General features: G+C 73.1%; 14 protein-coding genes. 4 read left to right on the top strand and 10 right to left on the bottom strand.

The genetic code is table 11. The features are described 5' to 3' along the window. Nucleotides 1–201: 201 nt before the first annotated feature. Complete coding sequence (locus ACIQU4_RS40380) at nucleotides 202–852, bottom strand: HD domain-containing protein (protein ID WP_403742279.1); 651 nt, start codon at nucleotides 850–852, stop codon at nucleotides 202–204. A 71-nt stretch (nucleotides 853–923) separates the two neighbouring features. Here ACIQU4_RS40380 and ACIQU4_RS40385 point away from each other — a divergent pair, with 71 nt between their 5' ends. After that, nucleotides 924–1,874, top strand: coding sequence for a GlxA family transcriptional regulator (locus tag ACIQU4_RS40385; RefSeq protein ID WP_403742282.1), 951 nt, complete (start codon nucleotides 924–926; stop codon nucleotides 1,872–1,874). Nucleotides 1,875–1,912: 38 nt separating this feature from the next. On the opposite strand, the gene ACIQU4_RS40390 is transcribed toward ACIQU4_RS40385, so the two are convergent. Genes ACIQU4_RS40390 through ACIQU4_RS40415 form a run of 6 tightly spaced genes read right to left on the bottom strand, consistent with a single transcriptional unit; the run spans nucleotide 1,913 to nucleotide 10,862 of the window. After that, entirely contained in the window at nucleotides 1,913–2,680 is a 768-nt protein-coding gene (locus ACIQU4_RS40390; RefSeq protein WP_403742285.1) for a formyltransferase family protein, read from the bottom strand. After that, nucleotides 2,677–5,805: an amino acid adenylation domain-containing protein gene (locus ACIQU4_RS40395; protein WP_403742288.1), complete on the bottom strand. Its 3,129-nt coding sequence runs from the start codon at nucleotides 5,803–5,805 to the stop codon at nucleotides 2,677–2,679. Before ACIQU4_RS40395 ends, ACIQU4_RS40390 begins: the two co-directional genes overlap by 4 nt. Continuing rightward, nucleotides 5,802–6,890, bottom strand: a complete 1,089-nt coding sequence (locus ACIQU4_RS40400) for an NAD-dependent epimerase/dehydratase family protein (protein ID WP_403742292.1) — start codon at nucleotides 6,888–6,890, stop codon at nucleotides 5,802–5,804. Before ACIQU4_RS40400 ends, ACIQU4_RS40395 begins: the two co-directional genes overlap by 4 nt. Beyond that, nucleotides 6,875–8,848 carry a fatty acid CoA ligase family protein gene (locus ACIQU4_RS40405; RefSeq protein ID WP_403742295.1) on the bottom strand — a complete coding sequence of 658 codons (1,974 nt, stop codon included), beginning with the start codon at nucleotides 8,846–8,848 and terminating at the stop codon, nucleotides 6,875–6,877. Before ACIQU4_RS40405 ends, ACIQU4_RS40400 begins: the two co-directional genes overlap by 16 nt. 10 nt (nucleotides 8,849–8,858) lie before the next feature. After that, nucleotides 8,859–9,779: a hypothetical protein gene (locus ACIQU4_RS40410; protein WP_403742297.1), complete on the bottom strand. Its 921-nt coding sequence runs from the start codon at nucleotides 9,777–9,779 to the stop codon at nucleotides 8,859–8,861. Nucleotides 9,780–9,782: 3 nt separating this feature from the next. After that, a complete protein-coding gene (locus ACIQU4_RS40415) occupies nucleotides 9,783–10,862 on the bottom strand; it encodes a 3-oxoacyl-ACP synthase III family protein (RefSeq protein WP_403742300.1) in 1,080 nt (359 codons plus the stop codon). 431 nt (nucleotides 10,863–11,293) lie between these two features. Between ACIQU4_RS40415 and ACIQU4_RS40420 the strand changes: the two genes are divergently transcribed. After that, nucleotides 11,294–12,388, top strand: coding sequence for an alpha/beta hydrolase (locus ACIQU4_RS40420; RefSeq protein ID WP_403742302.1), 1,095 nt, complete (start codon nucleotides 11,294–11,296; stop codon nucleotides 12,386–12,388). A 448-nt stretch (nucleotides 12,389–12,836) separates the two neighbouring features. After that, the gene (locus ACIQU4_RS40425; RefSeq protein WP_403742305.1) at nucleotides 12,837–14,339 is read left to right on the top strand and encodes an MFS transporter; all 1,503 of its coding nucleotides are present in this window, start codon (nucleotides 12,837–12,839) and stop codon (nucleotides 14,337–14,339) included. Nucleotides 14,340–14,384: 45 nt separating this feature from the next. Here the strand turns inward: ACIQU4_RS40425 and ACIQU4_RS40430 are convergent, their stop codons facing one another. The 3 genes from ACIQU4_RS40430 to ACIQU4_RS40440 all read right to left on the bottom strand — a co-directional run bounded on the left by ACIQU4_RS40430 (nucleotide 14,385) and on the right by ACIQU4_RS40440 (nucleotide 18,796). After that, on the bottom strand, nucleotides 14,385–16,205 hold the full coding sequence (locus tag ACIQU4_RS40430) for a methyltransferase (RefSeq protein WP_403742308.1): 1,821 nt from the start codon (nucleotides 16,203–16,205) through the stop codon (nucleotides 14,385–14,387). A gap of 80 nt (nucleotides 16,206–16,285) precedes the next feature. After that, nucleotides 16,286–17,524 carry a 4-hydroxybenzoate 3-monooxygenase gene (locus ACIQU4_RS40435; RefSeq protein WP_403742311.1) on the bottom strand — a complete coding sequence of 413 codons (1,239 nt, stop codon included), beginning with the start codon at nucleotides 17,522–17,524 and terminating at the stop codon, nucleotides 16,286–16,288. Between the two features lie 198 nt (nucleotides 17,525–17,722). Further along, complete coding sequence (locus tag ACIQU4_RS40440) at nucleotides 17,723–18,796, bottom strand: nucleotide disphospho-sugar-binding domain-containing protein (protein ID WP_403742313.1); 1,074 nt, start codon at nucleotides 18,794–18,796, stop codon at nucleotides 17,723–17,725. Nucleotides 18,797–19,087: 291 nt separating this feature from the next. Here ACIQU4_RS40440 and ACIQU4_RS40445 point away from each other — a divergent pair, with 291 nt between their 5' ends. Beyond that, the gene (locus tag ACIQU4_RS40445; RefSeq protein ID WP_403742316.1) at nucleotides 19,088–19,756 is read left to right on the top strand and encodes an SGNH/GDSL hydrolase family protein; all 669 of its coding nucleotides are present in this window, start codon (nucleotides 19,088–19,090) and stop codon (nucleotides 19,754–19,756) included. Nucleotides 19,757–19,923 lie beyond the last annotated feature (167 nt).

The raw sequence follows: 19,923 nt of genomic DNA on the forward strand, positions 1-19,923 counted from the left end.
GACCGCATCGGTCGGGCCGGCCGACTCCTCACCACTGACCGCCGCCGTATTCGTCCGTGGACGGTGTCGCCGGCCTGCACCCGTGGGACCGCGCCCAGGTCATCAGCCAGGCGGGCGCCCCGGCAGTGCGTGGATCTGGTGTGCGGCGGCGCGTCGGGAGTGTCCGGGGGCGACCGGCCGCCCTGCGGCGCGGGGGCGGCGTCAGGAGCCCCAGCGGGAGGCACGCGCCGCGAGTTCGAGGGCGGTCACGGCGCCGGGTTCGCCGCGTTCGCGGAGGAATTCTCCGGGGACGGTGTAGCGGGCGCCGGCCTGCGGGGAGCGGGCGGCCTGCCGCACGATGTCGTCGACCAGCACGGTGGCCATGTCCAGCCGCGGGTAGCGGCCGTGGAGCGCCTCGCCCTGGGCGTCGGTGACGAACTCGGTGCCGAAGCCGATGTCGGCGCCGATGCCCCGGCGGGTGAGGTAGGTCAGCACGCCACGGCGCTCCGCGATGCCGTCCGAGGTGTGCAGGGCGATCGCCTCCCACACCGGGTCGGTCTTGTCGGCGCCGTAGCCGTGCTCGGTGAGGAACCGGGCGGCCATGTCGGCTCCTTCGACCTCGAAGCGCGCCTGGCCCGGGGCCGACGGCGAGGCCCCGAGGTCGTGCAGGACGCAGGCGTGGAAGAGGAGTTCGGCGTCGAAGTCGATGCCGGGCCTCAGCCCTTCGTCTTCGGCCAGCAGCGCGGCGAACACGTAGCTGCGGATGCTGTGGTTCGCGACCGGCTCGCTCTCGCTCGACCGGACGAGCTCGACGGCGGCACGGGCGACGGGTGTGTCCAGGAGCGCCGGCAGGAGGCGGGGTTCAGTGTCCATGAGGCGACCGTAGGCGTGTATGGGACCCAACCGTCAGTGTCACCCATGCCATGAGGCGATAGAATCGTGCCATGACGGGTCGGACATCAGGCGGGGCACACCGCGTGGTCGTGGTGGCCCTCGAAAACGTCCTCGCGCTGGACATCGGGATCCCGATGCAGGTCTTCGGGAGCTGGCGGGACGGCCCGTACGCGCTCACGGTCTGCGCGGAGCGGCCCGGCCCCGTCCCGATGCACGGCGGCCCTGCGCTGTCCGTCGCGCACGGTCTGGACGCCCTGGCGTCCGCCGACACCGTGATCGTCCCGGGCTACCTGGAGCCGGACGCGCCCGGCGCCGAGGTGACCGCCGCGCTGGCGGGGGCGGCAGCCCGTGGCGCCCGCATGGTGTCCATCTGCACCGGTGCGTTCGCCCTCGCCGCCGCCGGTCTGCTCGACGGCCGCCGGGCCACCACGCACTGGCTGTACGCGCAGGCGCTGGCCAGGCGGTACCCCCGGGTGACGGTCGTGCCCGAGGATCTGTACGTCGACGAGGGCCAGGTGCTCACCTCGGGCGGCGTGTCCTCCGGCCTGGACCTGTGCCTCCACCTCATCCGCCGCGACCACGGCCCCCGCCCGGCGAACCAGCAGGCCCGCCTGCTGGTGGCCGCACCGCACCGTACCGGCGGCCAGAGCCCGTTCATCGACCTGCCGGTGCGACCGGAGCCGTCCGGCGGTGCTGCGCTGTACGACTGGGCCCTGCGCAACCTTCACCAGCCGCTTACCGTCGACCAGTTGGCGCGCCAGGCCGGCATGTCCCGCCGCACCCTGATCCGCCGCTTCCACACCGACACCGGCCTGCCGCCCATGCGGTGGCTGCTCGACGCCCGGCTGGCCCGCGCACGCGAACTCCTCGAATCCGGCGACCTCACCGTCGAAGCCGTCGCACGCCACTGCGGCCTGGGCACCCCGGCCAACTTCCGGGCGCTGTTCAAGACGCACGTCGGAGTGCCGCCCAGTGTCTACCGCGAGACGTTCGCCGGCTGACGGACGCCCGGGCGCGGCGGCCTCCTCGGCCGCGGCCTCTACAGGGGATCAGCGTCCGAGGCTCCGAGGCGGGCCTCCGGTCGGCGCAGTGGGCGTAGGTCCACCGCGGGCGTGAGCGCGCCCGGTCGGACTATCGCCGCGGCGAGTTCGGGGGCGTGGGGGGCGAAGGGGCCCAGGTCCGTGGCGCGGGGGTAGGCCGGGTGGTTGCGGTGGGCCGACAGGCGGGCCAGGGCGCGGGTTCCGTAGTACGCCGACGGGCCCGCGGGGGTGGGCGGGGGCGGGAGGGGGGCGCCCGCGGCGATCGCCGGCAGGGTTTCCTCGAACAGGCTCTGGCAGGCGCGCACGCCGCGGAGCATGACCTGGAAGTGGCGGGCGTCGGGGGCGATCGGGAAGCGGCGTACGGCCAGGACGCGGCCGGTGTCGATGCCCGCGTCGACCTCGTGGAGGGTGGCGCCGTACTCGTGCTCGCCGTTCAGCAGGGCGAAGAGGACGGCCACGGAGGGCAGTCCGCGGTGGCGGGGCAGCAGGCCGTTGTGGATGTTGAGGATGCGCAGGCCCCGGGAGAGGAGTGGTGCGCGGAAGATCCGGCGGTTGTTGAGGGACCAGACGACGCCGTCGGTGCAGGCGTGCGCGAGGGCGTCTGCGTGGGTGTTGATGTCGGCGGGGGTGGGGAGGTGGAGGTGTGGGGCGCCGCCGCCCGGCGCGTCCTGCGGGTCCTCCGAGCAGACGAGGTCCACGGGGTGGCCCTGCGCGGCGGCGTGTGCGACGGCCCGGCGCAGCAGTGCGCCGTCTCCGACGAAGATCATGCGGGGAGCTCCTCTCGGGCGGCGGTGAGGTGGGCGCAGACCTGAGCGAGCGTCAGGTTCCGTACCAGGCAGTCGAGGCCGGCCATGAAGCGGCGGGCCTGGGCGGGTGCCAGCAGGTCTTCGGAGACGGCGGTGAGCATTTCCACCAGGGCGAGGGAGTCTCCGCCCAGGGTCTGGAAGTCGGATTCCGCGGTCAGTCGTGTGGAGTCCACGGCGAGGATCGCGGACCAGTGGGCGGCCACCCGTGCCTGGAGGGTGGTGGGCGGCTCCGCCGTGTCGTGGGCGGGGGCTGGAGGGCCGTCGGAGGCGGCGAAGGGGTCGGGCAGGGCGTCCAGGTCGGTCTTGCCGGCGACCGTGCTGGGGATGGCGTCCACCGTGATGATGTGGGCCGGGACCATGGCGGCGGGCAGCAGGGCGGTGAGCGCGGAGCGCAGGGTGGTGGTGGCGGGGAGGTGGTCCGGACCGTGCGGGACCACGTACGCGCACAGGACCGGCGTCGTGGTGTGCGGGCGGCGCCGGACGGCCACGACGGCGCGGCTCACCTCGGGCCGGGCTTCGAGCGCGGCGACGATCTCCGCGGGCTCGATGCGGTGCCCGGCGATCTTGAGCTGGCCGTCGATGCGCCCGGCGAACTCGACCGCCCCGCCGGGCAGTCGCCGGCCGAGGTCGCCCGTGCGGTAGGTGCGGGTGCCGTCCTCGTGCTCGGTGAACGGGGAGGTCCGGCCGTCCGTCGGGCCGAGGTAGCCGCGGGCCACCTGGGGGCCGCTGACGACGATCTCCCCTGTACGGCCGGTGTCCTGGGGGCCGGTGCCGATGCGGTCGCCGTCCTCGGTGACGAGGTGGATGTGGGCGTAGGGGCCGGGGGTGCCGATGGGAAGGGTGGCGGCGGTCGTGTGCCGCGCGTCGTCCACCACGTGGGCGAGGCAGACGACGGTCGTCTCGGTGGGGCCGTAGCCGTTGATGATGCGGCAGTCGCGGCCGAAGGCGGTACGGGCGGTGCGTACGGCGGCCGGGCTAAGCGGTTCGCCGCCGAGCAGCAGGGTGCGTACGTCTCCCTGGTCGGGCAGCAGGGCGACGTGGGAGGGGGTGAGGGCGAGGGTGTCGGCCCGGTGGTCGGTGACGAGCCGGCGCAGGGTGGCGCGCGAGGGCGCGTCGGGCGCGAGGACGACCGTGCCGCCTGCCAGGAGGGGCAGGAAGAGGGGGAAGCAGGAGATGTCGAAGCCGTAGGAGGACATGAAGCCGAAGCGGGTCCGGGCGTCCACGCGGCAGACCTGCGTCATCCAGCGGACGAAGCCCGCGAGGCTGCGGTGTTCGATCTGCACGCCCTTGGGGCGGCCGGTGGAGCCGGAGGTGTGGATGACGTACGCGAGGTCCTCGGGCGCGGGGGCCGGGACCGGGGGTACGGGGTGGGGCGGCGGGCCGGTGAGGAGGTCCTCCGCGAGGAGGAGCGGGCAGGGGACGAGCCCGCCGAGGGGTTCGGCGAGGTGACGCTGGGTCAGGCAGAGCCGGGCGCCGCAGGCGCGGAGGATCTCCGCGGTCCGCGCGGCGGGATGGGCGGGGTCCAGCGGCACGTAGGCGGCGCCCGCCTTGAGGATCCCCCACAGGGCGCAGACCCCGGCCGGGGTGCGGTCGACGACCAGACCGACGAGGTCTTCGCGGCCGATGCCGCGGTGGAGCAGTTCCGCGGCCACGGCGTCGGAGCGGCGGTCGAGTTCCGCGTACGTGACCACGCCGTCGGGGCCGTCGAGCGCGGGAGCGGCGGGGGTACGGGCGGCCTGTGCGCGGAAGAGTTCCACGACGGTGGCGGGGGGCGGTACGGACCCGGGTGCGGGTGCGGATACGGATACGGGTGCCGGTGCCGGTGCGGGTGCCGGTGCCGGTGCCGCCATCGGTGCCGGTGCCGCCGCCGGTGCCGCCGCCGGTGCGGCGGAAGTCGGCAGGTGGGTCAGGACTTCGTCCAGGAGACGGGTGGCGCGTCCGGCCAGACCCGGGCCGCCGCGGACGCCCATCGTGAGCTCCGTGGCGGTGTCCGTCTCGGTGGCGGCCACCGAGACGGGGACCAGGGGGGCGTGGACGGGCAGTGCGTACAGGGTCGTCGCGGTGAAGCCCCCGCCGGAGAACGCGGCCGGGTCCAGACGCCCCAGGTGGGAGACGACGGCCGAGGCGAGGTGGCGGTCGGTCCGTACGGTGCCTGCCTGGGCGGCCCGCAGCAGGAGGCGAGTGGCCGCCGGCGGCAGTGGCAGGAGGGCCGACTCGAAGCCCTCGGCGAGCTCCTGGTTCTCGGCGAGGGCCCGGAGCAGGGTGACCTGTGCCCCCGTCCACTCCTGGCCGGGACTCAGGTCCAGGAACACCGGCAGGGTGAGGTTGCCGGTCGAGGCGATGCCGGGGCGGTGGCGCCGCAGGTCGACCGGGATCATGACCCGGGTGCCGCCCGTCGGGGCGCCGTCCGTCAGGGCCTGGGCCAGCCTGGCCGTGAGGGCCGGATGGTGGCCGGGGAGGGTGCGGCGGAGCCACAGGGTCCGCTCCGGGCCCGAGTCCGGGCGGCCCAGGGGGGACGGGTGGGCGGGGGCGAGTGCCGGGCGGCGGGCGGTGGCGCCGAGGCGGCGCAGCAGGCCGCGGTCGGTGTCCGGGGCGAGGGCGGGGCGGCCGGGCTCCCCGCGCAGGGCGCGGAAGACCTCGCGCACCCAGATCAGCGCGCCGTGACCGTCCATCAGGGCGTGCGAGGCGCTGAACACGAGCGTGGCGGCGCCCGTGGGGGTGCCACCGGGGATCACCAGGACCTCGCACCCCGGCGGGTCGCCGCGGCGCGAGCGGCCGGTGAGGAGCGCCGCCGTGGCCGGGTCCGACACGTCGATGGCGCCGGCGGCGGGAGCGGCGTACCGGATCGTGGGCAGCGGGCCCTCGGCGGTCCAGAGCGGCCCGCGTCGTACCAGGCGGGAGCCGGGGCAGGTCTCGGCGGCCCGGGCGACCGCCGCCCGGAGGGCCGCCGGTTCGGGGGCGGTGTGCCCTTCGACGACGATCCGCAGGGCCATGGCGCCGCGCGCGTGCCCGGCGGCCAGGTAGAGGTGTTCGGTGGGCGATACCGCCCGCCGGTAGGTGGGGGCGGGAGTCCGAGGCGGTGTCATCGCGGGGTGGTTCCTTCGTCGGTACGCGTGGACGCGTGCGGGTGTGCCCAGGCGTCGATGCCGCCGATGCCGTGGATCCAGCGGAGCAGCCCGCTCACGCCGTCCTCCTGCGCGCGCGGCGGGTCGTAGCCGAGGTCGCGGCGGGCGGCGCCCGTGTCGTACGTGGTGGAGCGGGTGAGAAGGGCCGTCATGTAGCGGCTCAGCGGTGGGCCCGTACCGGCCGACGGGCGCAGGCGCCAGGCCGCCTCGACGGCCCCGGCGAGGATGCGGGTGGCCGCTACGGGGACGCGGGGGTGCGGCGGAGGGCAGTCGAGGAGGGCGCCGACGCGGGTGAGGAAGGCCCACAGGTCGGTCTCCTCGCGGTCGGCCACGAAGTACGCCTTGCCGCCCACGCGTTCGGCGGGGACGGCGCTCGCGCGCAGGCAGGCGTCCACGGCGTTGTCGACGTGGCACAGCGAGACCCGTACCCGTTTGCCGCCGGACAGGTCGGGCAGCCGGCCCGCCCGCATCGAGGTGATCATGCGGGGCAGGAAGCCCGCGTGGTCGCGCGGGCCCCAGATGCCGCGCGGGCGCAGCGCGCAGGTGGTGAAGTCCGGTGTGTTCGCGGCCAGTACGTACTGTTCGGCGGCGGCCTTCGTCGCGCAGTAGTGGTTGAAGAACCGGGTGGGGTACGGAGTGCTCTCGTCGATCCGGAGCCGGTCTCCCTCGCGCAGGTGCATCAGCGCGCTAGGGCTGCTGACGAAGACGAAGCGGGTGGCGCCCGCCGCGCGGGCCGCCGTCAGCAGCCGCTGCGTCCCGGTGACGTTGGCCTCCTCGAACTGGGCGCGGCTGCCGTGGTCGACGACGCGGGCGGCGCTGTGCAGCACGGTGTCGCAGCCGATGGCCGCGCGGGCCAGCGAGGCGGTGTCGGCGAGGTCGCCGGGTACGAGGTCGAGTCCGGGACCGAGGGCGCTCAGGCGGGCGGTGTCGCTGCCCGGCCGGACCAGGGCGCGGACCCGGTGGCCGTCGCGCAGGCAGGCGTCGGCGAGGTGGCCGCCGAGGAAGCCGGTGGCCCCGGTGATCAGGATGTTCAAAGGGTCCGCCACCAGGTCGCGCCGTAGAGCATGGTCAGTGCCGCGGTGGCCGCACGGCCGTGGCCCGCGGCCCTGCCCCGTGGCAGTGCGAGGGGGATCTGCGCGGCGTGCACCGGGATGCTGAGGAAGGCGTCGGCCCACCAGAGCGCGCGCAGCAGGGGCACGTCGGGGACGTCCGCGACGGCCGCCCAGATCGCGCCGCCGAGGAGGTACGCCCAGCCGGCGAGCGGTACGAGGCGGGCCGCGCGGGTCCGGGAGAAGAGGGGCGGGGGCGGGGCTAGGCGCCGCTGCGCCCATCGGGCCAGCTGCTCGCGGCCGATCTTGGCGTTGTGGCGGATGTCGACCGGGAAGGCGGGGTGGTGCAGGAACTCCTCCAGCCCCCGGGTGGGGGTGTGTTCGGCGGCGAGGGCGCGCAGGTCGGCGACCAGGTCCCGCCAGGCGGGACTGCCGGCCGGGACGGCGGTCTCCACGCAGACGACGGGGCGCTGGGCGCCGGCCGGGCCGATGCCGACCAGGGCGCTGCGGCGCACCAGGGGGTGGGCGTTGAAGACGCCCTCGCAGCGCACGGTGTGCAGGTCCCGGCCGGCGGCGCGCACCCGTTGGGAGGTGCGGCCGCAGAACCAGAGCCGGCCGAGGTCGTCGAGGTAGCCGAGGTCGCCGGTGCGGTGCCAGGTGAGTTCGGCGGCGTCGGGCCGGGTCTCGTGCACCTTGTGCAGGGCGTCGGAGTGGGGCGCGTCGTGGTAGCGGGGGCTGACGGACTCGCCCTCGACGAGTATCTCGCCGACGCTGCCGGCGGGCAGGGCGGTCCCCGGGTACAGGCGGGGGCGCGGGCCGTCGGTGACGGGGATGATGCGGACCCGGGTGCCGGGGACGGGGCGGCCGATGCAGGTGCCGGCTCCGCCGGCGCTGCCGGCGGAGGTCTCGCCGAGGATCTCCTCGGATTCGATCGAGGTGATCGGCAGGACCTCGGTGGCCCCGTACGTGACGTGGACGGACGCCTTCTCGTCGAGGACGGTGCGCAGGGCGGCGACGACGGAGTCGGGGACGGGCGCGCCGCCGGAGACGACGCAGCGCAGGTCCCGCGGGGGGCGGCCCAGGGTGGTGAGGTGGTCGGCGAGGTTCCGCAGCAGGGCGGGCGAGGCGAACATGGTGGTCGCGCCGAATCGTTCCAGCGCGTCCACGAGCAGGGCGGGGTCGGCCTGGGCGACCTTGGCCGGTGCGAGGGGGGCGAGGACGGTGGTGGAGCCGTAGACGAGGTCGAGGATGCCGTAGAAGGGCAGGGTCACCAGTGAGGTGTCGTCGCGGGTACGCCCGTGGGCGGCCTCGATCTGGCGGGCGATGGAGAGCGCCATGCGGTGGGTGTACTCGACTCCCTTGGCGGGGCCGGTGCTTCCGGTGGTGAACCCGATCATCAGGAGGTCGTCGCCGCCGACGTCGGCGGCGGGGGCGGCGGGGGTCCGCGGGCCCGCGGCGGTCCGCAGCGCGGCGAGGGTGTGGCCGCCCCACAGCCGGTGGCGGCCCAGGGTGACGGGGATGCGTACGCGGCCGAAGGTGCGCCGGCCCAGGACCCGTACGAGGTGGGCGAGCGGTGGACCGATGAACGCCTCGGCGCCGACGGTGCGGTAGCAGTGGAGCATCCGGCGCACGCCCATGCCCGGGTCGACGACGACGGGGACGGCGCCGAGCCGGAAGAGCGCGAAGGCGAGGGCGAAGAGTTCCGGGCCGGGCGGTGCCATCAGTACGGTCTTGGTCCCGCGGGTGATACCGGCGCGGGCGAGTCCGTGGGCGATCTCCTCGACCGTGTCCTGCAACTCCCCGTAGGTGACTTCGCGGTAGCGCGGGCCGCCGCCGGGCTCGCGGCCGTCGGGGTGGATGACGGCCGGCTTGTGCGGGAAGGCGGCGGCGTTGCGCTCCAGGCAGTCGGCCAGGCCGGCGGCGGTCGCGGAATGGGGAACGGTGGTCATGGTCATGGCTTCGCGTTCACCAGCCTTCGGGCCGGTAGGTGGCGCAGGCTGCGCTGGGGCCGGCGCCGGCGGCGACCACGAGGAGCCGGTCGCAGTCCTCGGGGCGCGGGGCGGCCAGGGCCTGGAGGTAGCCGAGGATCGGTGCGGCGGTGTGCGGCTCGCCGGCGCGCGTGTCCTCACCGGCGCTCGGGGCATCCCCGGCGCTCGGGGCATCCCCGGTAGTCGTGTCCTCACCGGCGCGCGTGTCCTCACCGGCATGCGGGCCGACGACGAGGGTGCGGTCCAGGTCGATGCCGTGCTCGCGGGCGTACCGGACGGTGCAGGCGGCGGCGAGTGCGCTGCGCCGCGCCGCGTGTCCCTCCGTACGGCGGACCGTGATCCGGGAGCGGCCGTCGCTGCCCATGGCCGCGGTGTCGAGGTACCCCTCGGTGTCGGTGGGCCCGTCGCCCGGGTACACGGACACGGGGCCGAACCCGACGTCGGGGTCGGCGCTGCGCTGGAGGAGGAAGGCGCCGGCCAGGTCCGCGTACGGGTAGTCGGGGTCGCGGCGGGCGTCGCCGCCGGGGTGCACGTCGGCGGCGGTGATCAGGACGCGTTCGGTGCTGCCGGTGTCGAGGAGGCTCTGGGCGAGCTGTACGGCGTTGAGGACACCGCAGGCACCGTTCATGAGGTCGAAGGAGAAGCCGGCGGCGGGGGCCGGGTCGGCGATGTAGTCCAGGTTGATGCCGACCTCCTTCTGGACCAGGGCCGCGAGGGCGGGTTCGAAGGTGTTGGACTCCCGGTAGACGCCGACGTTGATGAGGACCCCGACGGACGACGGGGAGACCTGCGCCTGCGACAGGCAGGCGCGGGCGGCGCGGCTCGCGAGTTCGACGGCGGAGGCCGGTGCGGTACCGCTGTGTGCGGCGGTGTGGGCTGCGGCGATGACCATTCCCATGGCTCAGACCCCCATGTTCGTGATCGTGGCCGACAGGGCGCCGGTCACCACGCCGGAGGCGGCGGGGACCATGAGGAACCGGGATCCTGGGCGGGCGGTGCCGGCCCGCATGTGCTCACGCAGCGTCAGGAAGTGGGAGGTGGTGGCGGTGTTGCCGTACTGCTCGACGACCGCGAGGGAGGTGGGCATGGGGGCCCCGAACTCGGCCTCGGCCGTCTGGTTCACGTAGTCGATGAAACGGGTGCCGACCTGGTGCTGGATGACGTAGTCGAATTCCTCGTCGGCGAACTCCCGGCCCTGCTTGGCCAGGATGTCCCGATGGAACCGCGGCCACAGTTTGAGCCGGTCGCGGTTGTGCATCTTCTTGTTGTCCGTGTAGAGGGCGATGCCCTGGCTTCGGTCGCTCGGCATGCCCATGCACAGGTGCGAGTACTCCGAGCAGGTCATCAGCTCCACGTAGTGGATCCGGTCGGCCTCGTCGGTGGAGGCGTCCAGGACGACGGCGGCCGCCGAGTCGCCGACGGAGAGCGAGGCGAACTGCGGGTCGTAGGAGTCGGTGACCTCGCGGGCCGCCGTCTCGGCGACCGCGGTGGCCTGCTCGCCGCTGACGACCAGGCCGTTGCGTACCGCGCCGGAGCGGATCAGGCGGTCGAGCAGGTACACGCCGGTCATCATGCCGGCGCAGGCGTTGGACACGTCGAACTGGACGGCCGGTCGCGCACCCAGCTCGCGGGCGAGCCGCGAGGCGAAGGACGGTTCGAAGGTGAAGCGGCCGCCGTCCGTGAACCGGGTGATCGAGGCCGATATGACGACGTCGAGGTCGGCGGCCTCGTAGCGGGAGGCGTTCAGGCAGTCCCGGGCGGCGGACAGGGCCATCGAGAAGGAGTTCTCGGCGGCTGCCGGATCGGGGTCGTACACCCGGCGCTCGGCGACTCCGGTGATCCGCTGGAGGTCCGCGTCACGGACGGCGGCTATCCCCTCGGTCAGCTCCCGGGTGGTCATCACGGTCTCGGGGACGTGGGCCCCCAGGGCCTCTAACCGGCTGTGGCGATTCAGTGTGCTGATGCTGGTGCTGGTGCTCATTACTTCACGTTCTCCATGGGACATCCCCGTTACAGACAGCGAAGTTACCGTAGCGTAGGGATCGGTCCACACCTCCCGCAAAGGACGTGAAGGGTGCAGATAGGGCGATTACCAGCCAGGCATCCCGTGGACCGCATTCCGCCAACACCCGGCCGTGACACCTCCCGGCACACTCCGATCGTCGGCCGGAACATCACGCACGGTGCACAAAACCTGTCCGGAACCGCTCGGTCCGCCTCTGAGTGCGTCAGGAGTTCACGGCCGCCCGCTCGGACCCGTCGCACTGGACAGCGGTACGGACGCACCTATTTGAAGCCTAAACGACATTTCTCGCATATTTTTGCAACCTTGGCGGTCGAGAACGCATCCCAAAAGGAGGACCCACCCGTTCTGCCCGGCCAAGGGCAGCCGCACTGTTCGGAGCGAAGTTCGTGCACGAGTACCCGCAGCCGCAGCAGCCCAGGCGATCCCGTAAGAAGGCGTGGATCGGCTCCGCGGTGGCGGTGGCCCTGCTCGCCGGCGCGGGCGCCGGGTTGATCTACTGGAAGACGGACTGGTTCGACGGGAACGGGGAGGCCGTCAGCTACGCGAAGCCCCCCGCCGGAGCGGACAACGGCAAGGACGCGGGGGCCGGCGGCGGGAAGCAGTCCTCGGCGCCGAGCGCGGACCCGGACGTGTCCCTGCCCGCCGGTCCGTTCACCGACTTCAAGCAGACGGTCAAGCTGGACGACGGCACCCGCATATCCAAGGCCCGGGTGAAGGGCGCCAAGTCCGGTTTCGAGGGCAGCGTCTGGGTGTGGACGCCCAAGGAGTACGACCGCCCGGAGTACGCGAAGAGCGCCTTCCCGGTCATGATCGCGCTGCCCGGGGGCAACGGGAACGCCGACAACTACTGGGCGACCATGCCGCAGCTGGGCCTCCAGAAGGCCGTCGCCGAGGGCGCCGCGGCCGGCAAGAGCCTCCCGTTCATCCTGGTGATGCCGATCCTCAACCCGGACAACAAGTACTACTACGACGGCTCCGACATCCCCGGCCAGGCCAAGATGGGCACCTGGATCGGAGAGGACGTACCCGATCTCGCGAAGGCCAACTTCCGTACCTACAAGTCCCGCGACGGATGGGCCTTCATGGGCAACTCCTCCGGCGCCTTCGTCGGCCTCAAGCAGCTCCTGCAGAAGCCGGACCGCTTCCGGGCCGTCATCGCCAACGGCGGCGAGATCGTCCCGGACTCCCCGCTCTGGAAGGGCCACCAGGCGGAAATGGACGCGAACAACCCCGAGAAGCTCGCCCCGAAGCTGATCAACAACAAGGGCCCCGAGGTGGACGTCCTCTTCCAGTACGGCACCAAGGAGGGCGGCCGCGACCGGATGGAGAAGTTCCAGCAGCAGTTCGGCAAGGGCCCGATCAAGGTCTCGATCCACGAGATCCAGGGCGGCGACCACAACGGCTGGGACTACGTCCGGGGTATGAAGGAAGGCCAGCTGGAACAGCTCAGCAAGCTGATGAAGGGCCCGAAGCCGCAATAGCGGCACGTACGGGGAAGCCGGCGAGGTTGGCGAGCTCGCCCTCTGTGAAGCGCAGCCGGCGCGGGCTGGCCGCCGCGGGTAGGCGCCCGACAGCGCCATCGACCGGGGCCGCCCGGGTTGACGGCGACCGTGCGCTTGGCCGGGCGCCGGGCCGGGCCGGGGCGCGGTGGCGTACGACCGCGTAACTCACCTTGAGGGTGCCGAGGTCTGGCCGGTCGCCCGCCAGCGGCCGGTCCATGGTGGCGCAGTCCCGCTCGTCGCGCCGCGCTCACCCGTGCCGGGTCCGTGCCCGTGCCCACTCCTCGGCCGTCGTGTCCGTTGCGGCACCACGTTGCGGGGTGTCCTGCACGAATACGGAAGAGCGGCGGCAAAACCGTGTAAGAAGTAATTCGTGACGCGGCGACAGCGGTTTACGGGCGAGCGTCACCGATGGTGGGTCCTGTCCGTGATGACCTGCGCCTCGTCGATGATCGCCATCGATGCCCTGGTGGTTTTGGTCGCCCTTCCCACCATCCAGCGGAGTCTGGGCGCTTCGACCACCGGAGTGCAGTGGATCATCAATGCGTATCTGCTCAGTTTCGCCTGTATGAGCCCGCTCGGCGGGCGCATCGGTGACGTCTTCGGGTACGAACGCGCCTTCCGCTTCGGAACCCTCGTGTTCGTCGTGGCCTCGACCGCGGCGGGCCTGGCCCAGTCCGAGGCCTGGCTCATCGCCGCGCGCGCGGCCCAGGGAGCCGGTGCGGCGATCCTCCGGCCCGCCTGCCAGGTGCTCATCATCGAGGAATTCGGACGCCGGGAGCGGGGCCGGGCGATGGGCATCTCGTCCAGCGTCTCCACCGTGCTGTACGGCACGGCTCCGCTGATCGGGGGCCTGTTGACGACGGCGTTCTCCTGGCGTGCGATCTTCTTCGTCAACCCGCCCCTGGGCATCGCCGCACTGGTCCTTGCGCATCTTCTGCTCACGAGCAGGCCACCGCGGCGCGAACACGTCGACTGGTCGAGCGCACCCCTGTTGATGGGCGGTCTGGTGTGCGTGGTTCTCCCGCTCATGCAGGCGCGCCACTGGGGGTGGTCCTCGGCCGCCGTCATCTCCTTGCTCGCCACCGGAGCCGTACTGATGACGCTCCTGGTGGTGCGCGAGCGGCGGCATTCGGATCCGCTCATGCCCTTCGGGTTGTTCGCGAACAGGGAATTCACGGTGGGGGCGGCGGTCATCTCGACGGTTCGTTTCGCGTTCGTGGGATTCGCGGTGTTCGGAGTCATCTGGCTTCAGGACGTCGTGGGAATGTCTCCCTTCGAGGCGGGTCTCGCCGTACTGCCGCTCACTCTCCCCACGGTGGTGTTCGCGCCGCTCGGTGGAAGGCTCTACGACCGCCTGGGGCCGCGCGTTCCCCTGGGAATCGGCATGGTGCTGTGCGTGGGGGCTCTGTTCTGTTCGGCGGTGGAGCTGCACCGGCAGAACTACGGCTGGCTGGTGCCCTTCTACTGCGTGATGGGCATCGGCATGGGGCTCTGCGTCAGCCCGGCCTGGGTCACCGCGCTCAACGCCACCTCCAGGGGGATGCGCGGTGGCGCGGCGGGGCTGTTGCAGACCGCCCGGGAGATCAGCGCGGCGCTGGGTCTGGCGGTCATGGGGGCGATCGTGGCGCATCGTGAGGGCGCGCACCTGGGCCGGATCCTCGTACGGGACGGCCGTATCCCGTCGGACCGCTTCGACGAGGTCGAGCGATCCATCGGGAAGGCGGTGGCGGCGATACAGCAGGGGGCGCCGTTGCCCGCCGGGATCCCCGCCGACCTGATCCCGGCTCTCAAGGCTTCGGTCACCACCGCCGTGTCGGCCGCGTTCTACGTGGGCGCGGCCGTGATGGTCGCGGCGGCCGCGGCGGCCGCCCTTCTCCCCGGGGAGGCGGAATTCTCCGAGTCGGGCCGCAGCCGGGACGATCGGGCGTAGACGGCAGGGTCCCGTCGTTCGCGGGGTACGAGGGGTCGTCCCGGCTCAGCTCCGCCGGGCGGTGGGGTCCGGGACGGCCGCCCTGCGGGCGTGCAGTACGTGCGCGTCCAGGGGCAGGGGGCTGTGGCCGACGAGCTGGAGGCCGGCGTCGGCGAGCAGGCGTGCGTAGTGGTCGGCGCGGCGTTCGCGGCCTCCCACGTTGCACAGCATGTGCAGGTCCCAGGCGGTGGCCAGCGAGGGGAAACCGTCGGCGGGCAGGAGCCGTTCCACGACGAGCAGGTCCGCGTGGGCGGGCATGGCGCGGGCGCAGTGGCGCAGGATCTCCCGGCAGCGGTCGTCGTCCCAGTCGTGCAGGACGCGGGAGAGGACGTAGACGTCGCCGCCGGGCGGTACGTCGGCGAAGTCGCCGGCGCGGTAGTCGCAGCGCGCGCCGCAGCCCGCGGCGTCGAGCAGGCGGCGGGCGGCCTCGACGGCGTGCGGGCGTTCGAGGAGGACGCCGTGCAGGCGCGGGTGCGCGGTGAGGATGCGGCCGAGGAGCTCCCCGTTCCCGCCGGCGATGTCGACGACGGTCGCGGACACGGACTCGGGCGCGGACACGGACTCGGACGCGGGCTTGCGGGCCGCGGCGGTGATGACCGGGTGGTCGGGGAGCGGCTCGAACATCCTTGAACTCGCGGCCATGGACCGGTCGAAGAGGGCGGCGAGCTCGGGGTCGCGGGCGAAGTGGTCGAAGTGGTTCTCGCCGAAGAGGCGGTCGAAGGCCGGCTGTCCGGTCCGCACGGCGTGGTCGAGGTCGCCGAAGGAGCGGTAGAACGGGCCGCCGTACATCAGGGCCAGCGCTCGCATCGACCCGGGCGTCTCCGAGCGCAGCAGGGCGCCGAGTTCGGTCAGGCGGAAGCCGTCCTCCTCGTGGTCCTGGGCGACCGCGCCGAGCATGGCCAGGTAGCGCAGGAGCGTGGCGAGGCTCCGGGGGTGGGTGGCGGTCAGCCGGGCGAGGTCCTCGGTGCGGTGCGCGGTGCGGGTGTCCATGGCGTCGGGCAGGCGCAGCCGGGCGAAGGCGGCGAGTGCCTGTGTGGTCCAGGCCCCGGTGAGGAGGTGAAGGAGCGTTTCGGCGGGCTGCAGCGCGGTGCCGTGGGGGTGGTGGGGGTAGTGGGGGTAGCGGGGGCGGTGGTGCTCGTCGGAGTGGTCCAGGTGGGCGGCGAGGGCGGCGCGGTGGTCGCCGCGTACGTAGAGTTCCAGCCGCCGGTAGCCGCAGGCCGGATCGGCGGGGGTGGTGAAGTACAGGACCGTGCCGTCCTCGTGCGGGTTGTAGCCGCCGCCGTCGGGGCGTGCACCGTGGCGGACGAGGATCGCGCACAGGCCGCGCAGCGCGAGCGGGTCCGAGTGCTCGATCTCGAAGGCGAGGTGCGCCTCGTGCCGGCGGGTGCGTTCGTACGCGGCGATCCGCTCCAGGCCGGAGTGCGGGGGCACGGTCAGGGCGAACACCTCGACCGCGCGGCGCTCTCCGGCGCAGCCGTGCACGTGCGGGCGCAGGATGCGGACGTCGAGCTCGGCCGGATCGCGCCGGTGGCGCCGGGCGAGGCGTTCGCGGACCACCACGCTGGGGTGGGAGGGGGTGTCCACGGCCAGCCCGCATGCGGCGAGCTGGGCCCGCAGGCCGTCCGCGTCCGGCGGGAAGAGCAGCAGCCCCGCGTGGGCGAACCGGCAGTGCCCGGCCAGCGCCCGCAGGTCCGGTCCGTCGAGGCCGGGCAGGAGGAGGGGCAACAGGGCGGCGCTGTCGTGCTCGCGGACGAACTCGGCCGCCGCGCGCAGGCGGGCCGTGTCGTCCAGGAGCAGCATCGTTTCGTCGGGGAGCGTCGTCGTCATCGTGGGGGTGTCCTCGGGCCGGTACGGGGCTGGGCTGGGCAGGGCAGGGCATGGCGGAGCAGGGTGGCGTGGGGCGGCGGTCACACGCCTACGTAGTTCTCGGCGAACCAGTCCTGGTGGGTGCGCGAGGTGCGCAGCGAATCGAGCCGGGAGCGCCGCAGGGCGGCGTGGAAGAACGAACCGGCACTCCGGTGGTCACCTTCGGGAGCCGCGTGCAGCAGCCGGGTCATCCACCCGGTGAACTCCTGCGCCCGCCAGATGTGCGCCAGGCACCGGTCCGAGTACCCGTCGAGTCCCGCGGTGTCGCCCCGGGTCAAGGCGTCGGTCAGGGCTGCGGCCAGGATCTCGGCCTCCAGGACCGCGAGGTTCGCGCCCTTCGCGGCGGCCGGGGCGAGCAGGCTCGCGGCGTCGCCCGCCAGGAACAGCGAGCCGTGGCGCAGCGGTTCGATCACGTCGCAGGTCAGGTCGAAGATCCCGCGTTCCAGGAGCGTGCCCCGGTGGAGCGGCCCGTGGTCCGCGGCGCGCATCCGGAGGTCCAGCTCGTCCCAGATCCGCTGCTCGGGCCAGGCGTCGGCGGGGGTGCCGCGCTGCCACTGGAGGTAGTAGCGGGTGACATCCGGGGTGCGGGCCATGTGTCCGGCGAAGCCCCGGTCGTGGACGGCGTAACCGACGGCGTCGAGGCTCGGCGGGGCCTCGGCGAGCAGGCCGAGCCAGGTCACGCCGTGGTCGTGGTGGTGGCGGCGGACGGCGCCCGGCGGCAGGGAGCGGCGGGCCGCCCCGTGCCGCCCGTCGCAGCCGGCGACGTAGCGGGCACTCCACCGCGTGGGACGGCCGTCGGGCTCGCGCGTCGTGACGTACGGCCGGGTGCCGTCGGTGGCGTCGGTGGCGTCGGCATCGCGCACGTCGAGCGCCTCGGTGTGGAAGCGGATGCGTCCGCCGCGGTCGAGGTAGTGCGTCAGGAGGTCCGTGACCAGGTTCTGCTGCGGGTAGACGTGGTGCTGCCCGCCCTGGCCGAGGGCGCCGTAGTCGAGCCGGAACCGGCCGTCCTGCGTACGGAACTCGCACGTGCCGTGGCGGCGGCCGTCACGGTGCAGGCCGTCGGAGAGACCGTGGCGGTCCAGGATCCGTACGGTGTTCGGGGCGAGGAACCCGGCGCGGGCCCGGGTCTGGACGTGGGTGCGGGAGGCGCGTTCGAGGAGGACGCAGTCGATCCCCGCTGCGTGCAGCAGGATTCCGAGAACGAGCCCGGCCGGACCGGCACCGAGGGCGACCACGTCGGCTGATTCCCGTAAGGCGTGGGAGTTCTGACTTTCCGTCATAGGGCGTGCAGCATAAGCACGCGAAGATCCGTGAACCTACGCAAGCCATCCGTAGGCGGGAATAGAGTGACAATCACCCTTGACGTTTCCGGCCCGTGGCGGCGGGGCCGGGAGCCGTCTCCGCGGCGGGGCGGTGGTGTGCGCCGGGCGCGCGGGTACGAACACACGCCCGGGCGCACACCCCCCGGTGGACAGCCTCTAGGAGGCGGCCAGGGCCTCCAGGGCGGGGACCGTTTCGGCCGGGGACGGGAGGGCGGCGTTCTCCGCCTGCAGGCGGGTGGCTGCCTCGCGCAGGGCCGGGTCGGTGACGAGGCGGGTCAGGAGCGGGGTGTCGACGGCGTCGGAGGTGGCGCGCAGGGCGGCGCCGGTCGCGGTGAGGGCGTCGGCGTTGGTGAAGTGGTCCGCGCCCTGGGGGAGGACGAGTTGAGGCACGCCCGCCTGGAGGGCGGTGAGCATGGTGCCGGAGCCGCCGTGGTGGATCAGCGCGTCGGAGGCGGTCAACAACTCGGCGAGCGGGACCCAGGGCAGCGGGCGGACGTTGTCCGGGAGGGTGCCGAGCGCGGTGAGGTCGGCGTCACCCACGGCGAGCAGGAACTCGGCGTCCACCGAGGCGGCGGCCTCGATCAGGCGGACGATGGCGCGGACGCCGTCCATCTCGGTGAGCACGGTGCCCAGGGTGATGGTGACGCGGGGGCGGGCGCCTCGGCGCAGCAGCGCGGCGGGGACGGTGCCGCCGCCGTTGTAGGGGAGGTAGCGCATCCGCAGGCCGCCCGCGTCGCCGCCGAGCGAGGCGGGGACGATGTTCAGCGCGGTGGGCTCGGCGGGGCCGGCCACCCCGTACGTCTCGTACGCCTCGGTGAAGTTCGAGGCGAGCCGGCCGACCATGTCCAGCCCGGAGGAGACGCCGAAGTTCTGGATCACCGACGGGATCTTGAGCTTCGCCGCGACGAGCGGGGCGGAGGCCTGGAAGGCGTCGTACACCAGCAGGTCCGCGCCCCAGTTGCCGGCTACCTCCAACAGGCCGTCCACCGTGGGCCGGGAAATGAGTGCGAAGCCGCGGGCCGCCCTGGCCAGGATCTGATCCTGGGACATGTCATGGGCGACGTAACGCATCTTCTCGTCGGAGGACTGCTCCATCGCCTCCCGGATCGTGCGGCCGTCGCCTATCTCTACGATCGCGAAACCCGCCTCACGCAGCCGGTCCAACGGCTGCGAACCCGCGAACAACACCTCATGACCAGCAGCACGCAAAGCCTGCGCAGTCGGAATCATCGGAAACAGATGACCGGCTGCAGCCGGACCGGTGAAAAGTACACGCACAGCTGTTCTCCTCGCTTACGACCGGACACACGGAGACAAGCCGCAGGAGCCCACCCCCGTTCCCTTCACTGAACTGGCCCCAAGGGACGCCGTGTTCCCCGAAACGGCGTCGAAAATCAGACAATCCGGCACTCGTCGGTGGGGTGTCGGGGGGTGTCGGTCCCATGTCGGTGGGGCCTGACACCTTTCGAGGGGTCCGGCCGGGTGCCCATCCGGCCGGAGGTCGGGATCCGAGGAGCGCACATGACGATCATTGTCCGACCGGGGAGCACCGTGATGTTCACCGGCGATTCGATCACCGACTGCCAGCGGCTGGAGAGCGAGGACGGTCTCGGGTTCGGCTACCCGCTGCGGGTCGCGGGCGAGTGGGGACTCCGGTACCCGGACCGGCCCGTGACCTGGCTGAACACAGGGCTCGGCGGCAACAAGGTGATGGACCTCGAAGCCCGCTGGCAGACGGACGTACTCGACGCGCGGCCGGACGTGGTGTCGATCCTCGTCGGGGTCAACGACATGGGCTGGCACACGATAGACCCGAAGGGACACGTGATCTCCGCGGAGGAGTTCGAAGCGGGCTATGACCGCCTGCTCGCGCCCCTCGCCGAGGCGGGCACGGAGCTGATCCTCGTCGAGCCGTTCCTCCTGCCGATCCACGCCACCGTCGAGGCCGGCGCCGGGGGCGTGCTCATCGGGGAGAGGGAGCGCGAGGAATGGCGCACCGACCTGGACCCGAAGATCCACGTCGTGCGCAAGCTCGCCCGCAGGTACGGCGCGCACCTGCTCGCCGCCGACGGCATGTTCGCCGAGCTCGCGGCCGCGAGCGGGCCCGAGCACTGGGCCGCGGACGGCGTACACCCGACGCCGGCCGGTCACGCGGCACTCGCGGCGGCCTGGCTGCGCCTGGTCACGTGACCGGACCGGGTGAGGTGGTCAGACGGGCTTGCTCACGCGAAAGCGCCCGGCCGGGAGGTCCCGGCCGGGCGCTTTCGCGTGTCTGCTGTGCTGTCCGCTGGTGGCTTAGTACCAGTGGTGGGTCTGCCAGAAGTTCCAGGCGCCGACGGGGCTGCCGTAGCGGGAGT

It is taken from the genome of Streptomyces sp. NPDC090741, from assembly GCF_044769045.1.
GTDB lineage: Bacteria > Actinomycetota > Actinomycetes > Streptomycetales > Streptomycetaceae > Streptomyces.

Bases quoted from the DNA above. Each gene is read 5' to 3' on its own strand.
- ACIQU4_RS40380 (WP_403742279.1), bottom strand. From the start codon at position 852: ATGGACACTGAACCCCGCCTCCTGCCGGCGCTCCTGGACACACCCGTC.
- ACIQU4_RS40385 (WP_403742282.1), top strand. From the start codon at position 924: ATGACGGGTCGGACATCAGGCGGGGCACACCGCGTGGTCGTGGTGGCC.
- ACIQU4_RS40390 (WP_403742285.1), bottom strand. From the start codon at position 2,680: ATGATCTTCGTCGGAGACGGCGCACTGCTGCGCCGGGCCGTCGCACAC.
- ACIQU4_RS40395 (WP_403742288.1), bottom strand. From the start codon at position 5,805: ATGACACCGCCTCGGACTCCCGCCCCCACCTACCGGCGGGCGGTATCG.
- ACIQU4_RS40405 (WP_403742295.1), bottom strand. From the start codon at position 8,848: ATGACCATGACCACCGTTCCCCATTCCGCGACCGCCGCCGGCCTGGCC.
- ACIQU4_RS40410 (WP_403742297.1), bottom strand. From the start codon at position 9,779: ATGGGAATGGTCATCGCCGCAGCCCACACCGCCGCACACAGCGGTACC.
- ACIQU4_RS40415 (WP_403742300.1), bottom strand. From the start codon at position 10,862: ATGAGCACCAGCACCAGCATCAGCACACTGAATCGCCACAGCCGGTTA.
- ACIQU4_RS40425 (WP_403742305.1), top strand. From the start codon at position 12,837: ATGACCTGCGCCTCGTCGATGATCGCCATCGATGCCCTGGTGGTTTTG.
- ACIQU4_RS40430 (WP_403742308.1), bottom strand. From the start codon at position 16,205: ATGACGACGACGCTCCCCGACGAAACGATGCTGCTCCTGGACGACACG.
- ACIQU4_RS40435 (WP_403742311.1), bottom strand. From the start codon at position 17,524: ATGACGGAAAGTCAGAACTCCCACGCCTTACGGGAATCAGCCGACGTG.
- ACIQU4_RS40440 (WP_403742313.1), bottom strand. From the start codon at position 18,796: ATGATTCCGACTGCGCAGGCTTTGCGTGCTGCTGGTCATGAGGTGTTG.
- ACIQU4_RS40445 (WP_403742316.1), top strand. From the start codon at position 19,088: ATGACGATCATTGTCCGACCGGGGAGCACCGTGATGTTCACCGGCGAT.